Source organism: Delftia sp. ASV31 (assembly GCF_016428765.1).
GTDB lineage: Bacteria > Pseudomonadota > Gammaproteobacteria > Burkholderiales > Burkholderiaceae_C > Comamonas > Comamonas acidovorans.
Genome location: NZ_JAELTK010000018.1, coordinates 72,651 through 78,970, shown reverse-complemented (window position 1 = coordinate 78,970; position 6,320 = coordinate 72,651). Strand labels below are relative to the sequence as shown.

Below are 6,320 nucleotides of genomic sequence, written 5' to 3'. Positions count from 1 at the left end.
TTGCTCTGCATGCGCCGCAGGATGCGCACCAGCATGGCGCGCAGCTCGGCCCCCGTGAAGTCGAAGGGCAGCACATGCGAGTACTCCATGGCATAGGTGCCGGCGTTGGCGTCGCGCTGCTTGGCGCTGACCCACAGCACGGGCATGCCGAAGGTGCCCTCCACGCCCTGGCGCGTGAAGCGCGCGCCCTCCAGCACCGAGACGCTGACCACGGCGATCGCATTGCCCAGCTCGCTGGTGTCGGCGGGCAGGGCCAGCCCGTCGGCGCGCACCACGTCCACGCCCAGGTTGAGCACGCAGCGCTCCACCCGCTCGGCGATGTCGGCCTGGCCTTCCCAGACATAGATGACGAGCTCGTCCAGATTCACGTTGCATTCCCTCGTTGTCGATTCATGGATTGGATGGCCTTGCCTGCCGTTCAGAAAACCAGTTGCGCCGTGTCGCAGCCGATGGACAGGGCCTTGATGTCGGTGCGGCCCACCTCCAGCCCCAGCGTGTCCTTGAGCACGCTGGTCAGCAGCGTGCCCACGCCGTTGAGGATGGGCTTGAGCACGGTGGTGATCAGCGGCTTGAGCAGGGTGCACAGGGCGCCGGTGCAGGTGAGGTTGTTGTCGCGGTTGAGCAGGGACTGGATCTCGGGGCTGTTGGGGTTGATCGCGTACAGGTACTGCGGGTGCGAGGTCAGCAGCTTGGTCACGTTGTTCTTGACGCAGCCATTCCAGTTGAGCAGCGAGCTGAGCAGGCCCGCGCAGCTCTGGTAGCCGTTGTCGTAGGTGGAGATGCCCAGCACATCCAGCAGGCCGCCGGGCACGCTGGTGTAGGAGTTGAGGGCGGCCGAGAACGTGCCGCTGGGCCAGGTGGAGGACGGGCAGGCGAACAGGAAGCAGGATGTGGCAATGGCGTTGTTGAACGTGAAGTTGGAGGTGAGCAGCTTTGGCATGTAGTCCGGGTCGCCGGGCACACCGCGCCCGTTGAGCAGCAGGTTGGTGACGCTGGTCACGTTGTACAGGCCGTTGACCTTGGCGGCATCCAGGTAGGACTCCAGCAGCCGCGTGGTGATGTCGGTGGGCGTGCTGTTCGGTGGCTGCAGCAGGCCGCTGAGCAGGTTGAGCAGTCCCGTGACGATGTTGTTGACCGTGTCGCCCAGCGCCAGCTGGTTCACCTGCGTGGAGCGGTTGGTCTTGGACCAGTTGGGGTCGGCCGGGTCTTCGTAGCCGGGCTCCATGCCCAGGCCCGTGGTGGAGTCCGTGTACTCCAGTGCCGGCACCCAGAGCTTGCCGGTCAGCACGGGCAGGCGCAGCAGGGTGATGAGCTGCTCGTCCTGCAGGCCCTTCTCGCAGCTTTGCTTGTTGTTGGGGTCCATCTTGCCCACGCAGGCGTTGAGGATGGAGGACTTGACCGACAGGTCCATGGTCTGCGGGCTGGCGCTGCATTGCAGCGCCGTCAGCGTGCCGGTGGCGTTGGTGATGTCCACGGCAATGGGCAGCTTGACCTGGGTGCCCAGGATGTCCTTGACCAGCCATTTGAGCGCGCCGCCCAGCAGCTGGTCCGTGTCCACGTTCAGGTTCAGGCGGATCTGCGCGCTGTAGCCCTGCGTGCCGACGGGGCCCACGGCAATGGTGGGCGGCTGCACGATGGTCAGCTGGCCCTTGATGAGCCCGGCCACATCCAGCTGGTTGGCCTGCAGCGCGTGGCCGTTGGCGCCGATGGCAATGGCCGTCTTCAAGAGGTCGCCAATGCCCAGCTGCACGTCCATGGCCGCGTTCAGCGGATCGGTGCGGCCGGCGCCCAGGAAGGCGAACAGGCCCTTCTGGTCATCCAGGCTGCCCAGCGGGATCTTGATGGTGCTCAGGCCCAGGTTGATCACCTGGGTCTTGAGCGCGTTGAGCTGCACCGCCAGCGCGTTGTCGGTGATGGCGCTGATGGAGGCGTCGATCACGTTCAGCAGGGTGACGCTGGCGATGTTGGCCAGGCCCTCGGGCGACAGCGCGCGCAGCTGCTCTATGCCCAGGTTCACGCCCAGGGCCTTGAGCAGGCCGGCCGGGCTGATCTTGGCATCGGCCAGGCCCTTGGAGTCCAGCAGGGTCAGCATGCCCACGTCCAGCCCCACCAGGCCCAGCAGCCCGCCCAGCGGCGTGTCCTTGTTGAAGCGCAGCAGCTGCGAGCCCACCTGGAAGGACGCCACCGAGTCGTTGCGCATGGCAATGGCCTCGGCCACCACGGCACGGCTCCAGGGGCCGGGGAAGATGGTGGGCGAGGTGCCGCCCACCGTCACGCGCGCCGCGTTGAGCGGCCCGGAGCTGGCGTCGAAGAAGCGGCCGCCGCTCGATTGGCGCGCCGGGTCCGCCGGGTTCCAGTTTCCGCAGCTGACCACGGTCTGGGTGCTGTTGCGGGTCAGTGGAACCGGCCAGTTGGCCGTGATGCTGTCCTCGCCCGCCGTCACGCAGGCGGCGCGGTTGCTGCGCTCGGCATTGATGGCCTGGGCCGCCTGGGTGGCCGCCAGATCGGCAATGCGCTGCAGGTCGCGCTTGGCGTAGTACATGTAGCCCAGGTCCACGACGCCGAGCAACAGGAACAGCACCGAGCCCAGCAGGGCGAACTGCACGAGCAGGCTGCCGCCTTGCCGGCGCCCTTGCCAGCGCCCTTGCCGGCGCCCTTGTCGGCGCGTTCGGGGGCGGTGTGCGGATGCGGGGAGGTGGGTGAGCATGCTCTGGTCCTCCTGTCTAGCTGCCGGGCGCAAGCCTGATCAGGCTGCGGGACTCCAGGCGCGTGGGTTCGCCCAAGGTCTGGCTGCCCACCTGCAGGCCCTGGCCCAGCACGGGGGGAAGCATGTACACCACGCTCAGCGTGGCCTGGGAAGTGCCCCAGTCGATCTGTATCTGGGTGGGCGCCGTGCCCGCTGGAATGCCGCTGGCCGCCAGGCTCTGGTTCACCACATCGCTGGTGGCCTGCAGGATGTTGGCGCGTTCGGCCGGCTTGGCCGGGTTGTAGCCCGCCATCCCGCCAAACGCCAGATGCTGGACCATGCGCGCGCCATCGCCCGTGGCACGTGCCAGCGACTGCTGTGCCTGCAGCACGCGCCAGTACACGAACATGCCCATCAGCAGCATCACCATCACCCCGGCGATCAGCGCGAACTCCACCGCCGCCACGCCGCGCTGCCGCCTGCGCAGCCCTGCCGCGAGGGTGTCGCCGGTGTCCCGTATGCCCCCCTCCCGCGAAGCGAGAGAGGGGGAAGGCGCGAAGCGACTCAGGGGGAGCTTCATAGCCCCCCCCTGTCCACCATGATGTTGGCGCTGGCCGTCAACGTGGTGGGCATGACCAGGCCGAAGCCCGGCAGGGCGGGCGCTATCGGGCTGGTTCCATAAGGGATGGTGAAGCCCACGCGCACCATGCAGCGTTCGGCAACCAGCACGCCGCAGGTCAGCGTGGCCGAGCACAGTTCGCTGTTCTGCAGCCTGCAGATGCGCACGTCGATGCTGCCAGCCGTGGGCCGGAGGTCGGCCGGCAGCCAGTCGAGCCGCTGCTGCACCAGGCTGCGGGCCGCGTCCAGGCGGGCGCTGCGGCTGGTCTGGTAGCGCAGCGTGGCCCGCGCGGCGTCTTCGGCGGCGGCCTGCATGGATTCGCGCACCAGGAACGCCAGCCCGTAGCTGATGCAGGCATACAGGAGGGCAAAGAACACCGGGAAGATGATGGCCCACTCCAGCGCATACACCCCCCGCTGCCGCAGGCTGGCAGATCGGTGGGAGCGGTGAGCGCGGGGTTGACGCCGGGTCATGGTCGTTCCTGCAAGCCGTGGCCGGGGCCGGCCTCAGTTCTTGCCGCCGGCTTCGACGCCGGTCTTGTACAGGGCGGGGATTTCCGTCTCGAAGCTCTTGAGGTAGCGCGCATAGCTGCGCCGCGCCTGCTCGCCTGCGATGGGGCGCGCACGCTGGCCCGGCTGGCTGTGCTGCATTTCCAGCAGCCGCAGGGTGCCCCCGCCGATGTCGATCTCGCGCCGGGGCAGGTACATCACGGTTCCATCGGGGTTGGTGTAGAGCGTGTAGCCGACCAGGATGGAGTCGGTGGAGGGCTCGGCGAACACATGGGGCCGTGCATCCACCTGCTCGGGCGGGCTCTGCACTTCGCCAAAGGCCTGGGCATGCAGCGCGGCCGTGGGAAGCAGGGCCAGGCCGGCGGCCAGCAGCCAGGGGGCCAGAGCGTTGGCGACTGCAGTGCGGCGCGGTGGGTCCATGCGGTATGTGTCTGGCATGTCGTGCTCCTCAAAGTGGCGAGGCCGGTGCTGCGCCTGCGGCGCCGGGCGGCTCGGAAAGAAGAATGCGCCGGGTGATGCCGGCCGGCAGGGTCTCGGGCAGGGCCTCGGTGGCGCGTGCTTCGGGGCGGGTGCCCAGGGTCGGCACAGGGGGTAGTGCAGGGGGCAGCACAGAAGGCGGCACAGAAGGCAGCACAGGGGCGCTGGACACAGCGGCACCGGCACCGACCTCGGCGGGCAGGCTGTCGCCGCGCAGGCGCACGGCATCGCGCACGCTGGTCAGCTGTGCCTGCAGGGTCTGCAGTGAGGTCTGGTCGATCATGGGCAGGGCGCCCTTGGCCTGGGGCTGGGCCAGCTGGCGCAGCAGCTGCGACGCCTGGGCCTGGTTGCCGCTGGCCAGCCAGAACAGCGCCATGTTCAGCTGCACCCGTGCGTTGGCCGGGGCGAGTTGCGAGGCCTGCATGATGGGCATCTGCGCGGCGGCCAGCCGGCCGTCGAGCATGTGGGCGTAGGCCAGGTCACTGAGCACGTTGGCGTCGATGGGGTTGAGCTGGCGCGCCTTGTCCAGCTGCTCCACGGCCTGGCCATACTGGCCCTGGCTTGCGTACAGCAGGCCCAGGCCGCGCCGCGCCCGCGCCGTGGTGGCGCCCTGCAGCAGCGCCAGGTAGGCCTGCCGGGCCTGCTCGACCTGGCCGGTGTTGCGCAGCGCATCGGCCCGCATCAGGCGCGACTCCGGGTTCACGCCGTACTGCTGCTCGAAGGCTTCGGTGTGCGCCAGCGAGGCATACCACTGGCCGGCCTGCTGCATCTGCGTGATCAGGTCCAGATAGGTCTGGGCGTTGTCCACCTGGGTGGCCTGCTGGGCGTTCTGCAATTGCTGCTGGGCCTGGGCGGCGGTTTCCTGCTGCGCGGAAGGGGCGCCGTAGCCCTGCGGCCCCTTGCTGGCGCAGCCGGCCAGGGCCAAGGCCAGGGTCGCCAGGGCTGCCAGGGTTGCAAGGGGTGCCGGTGCTGGCGTCCGCCCTGCGCGGGTGTTTTCCTGGTGTCGCATGCCTAGCGTCCTCCCATGGTGGTCAATGCCCTGATCACGGCCAGGAAGCCGGGGCCCGCCGTGATGACGAGCAGGGCGGGCAGCAGCGTGAGGACCATGACGCCCGTCATCTTGACGGTGATGGAACCTATCTTTTCCTTGAAGCTGGCCTGGCGCTTTTCGCGCAGCCGGATGCTGAATTCCCGCAGCGGCTCCTGCACGGCGCCGCCATGCTTGTCCACCTGCACCAGCAGGTTGACGATGGCGCTCATGTCGTCGTCGGCGCTCATGTTGACCATGCGCTGGAAGGATTGCTCGCGCGTGCGCCCGGTGTTGTAGAGCTGGTTGGCCAGGGCCAGTTCTCCGCTGATGACGCGCAGCACGCTCTTGAATTCCGAGGCCAGGATCTGCAGGCTCTGGTCCACGCTCAGGCCCACGCCCTGCAGCAGCCGCAGCAGGTCGACGAACAGCGGCAGTTCCTCGACCACCTGCTCGCGCCGGCCCTTGGCCCGCGAGCGCAGAAACCATTTGGGAAGCATGAGCCCCAGGCTCACCCCGAGAAAGCCGTAGATCAGCGCCGCGTTCTCGCCGGGGCGCAGCACACCCAGCGCCAGCAGGGGCAGGACCACGCACAGCACCATGCGGCTGGCCACATAGGCCATGCTCCCGTTGCGCGTGCCCACGCCGGCCTGGTCCAGCAGCTTGCGGTCCTCATCGGCCAGCAAGGCCTTGGCCACGCCCCATTGCAGCCAGGCCGGGGGCGGGAGGTTGGCGGCCGCCGCCTGTGGCGAATCGGATGAACGCACGTTGATGGACAGCGGGTTGAGCAGCTGCGCGTCGTTGGCCTGCATGGCGCTCTTCGTGGCGGCCTTCGGGGTCGATGCGGTATCGCGCGCCTGCAATATCCTGGCGACCTGGCTGGAGGCCCGGGCCGAGCGCCACAGCTTCCACACCAGGGCGCAGGCCCACAGCACCAGTCCCAGCGCGCCCAGGCTGATGCTGGCGATCCACAGTTGCTGCGGGGTCATGCGTGGCTCCTTG

At 68.7% G+C, this 6,320-nt stretch carries 6 protein-coding genes and 1 pseudogene; all 7 read right to left on the bottom strand.

Features of this window, described 5'->3' with window-relative positions:
* A pseudogene (locus JHD82_RS09175) lies at positions 1–368 on the bottom strand (sigma-54-dependent Fis family transcriptional regulator); the annotation flags it as partial.
* Positions 369–418: 50 nt separating this feature from the next.
* The gene (locus JHD82_RS09170) at positions 419–2,707 is read right to left on the bottom strand and encodes a TadG family pilus assembly protein (RefSeq protein ID WP_199136118.1); all 2,289 of its coding nucleotides are present in this window, start codon (positions 2,705–2,707) and stop codon (positions 419–421) included.
* Positions 2,708–2,723: 16 nt separating this feature from the next.
* Complete coding sequence (locus JHD82_RS09165) at positions 2,724–3,266, bottom strand: TadE/TadG family type IV pilus assembly protein (protein ID WP_199136116.1); 543 nt, start codon at positions 3,264–3,266, stop codon at positions 2,724–2,726.
* Positions 3,263–3,778, bottom strand: a complete 516-nt coding sequence (locus tag JHD82_RS09160) for a TadE/TadG family type IV pilus assembly protein (RefSeq protein WP_047325934.1) — start codon at positions 3,776–3,778, stop codon at positions 3,263–3,265. Before JHD82_RS09160 ends, JHD82_RS09165 begins: the two co-directional genes overlap by 4 nt.
* 33 nt (positions 3,779–3,811) lie before the next feature.
* The gene (locus JHD82_RS09155) at positions 3,812–4,252 is read right to left on the bottom strand and encodes a DUF3613 domain-containing protein (protein WP_034391041.1); all 441 of its coding nucleotides are present in this window, start codon (positions 4,250–4,252) and stop codon (positions 3,812–3,814) included.
* Positions 4,253–4,262: 10 nt separating this feature from the next.
* Positions 4,263–5,300 (bottom strand): tetratricopeptide repeat protein, encoded by a 1,038-nt coding sequence (locus tag JHD82_RS09150; protein WP_199136114.1) that lies wholly within the window; start codon positions 5,298–5,300, stop codon positions 4,263–4,265.
* A 2-nt stretch (positions 5,301–5,302) separates the two neighbouring features.
* Positions 5,303–6,307, bottom strand: coding sequence for a type II secretion system F family protein (locus tag JHD82_RS09145; RefSeq protein WP_199136112.1), 1,005 nt, complete (start codon positions 6,305–6,307; stop codon positions 5,303–5,305).
* Positions 6,308–6,320: the final 13 nt, after the last annotated feature.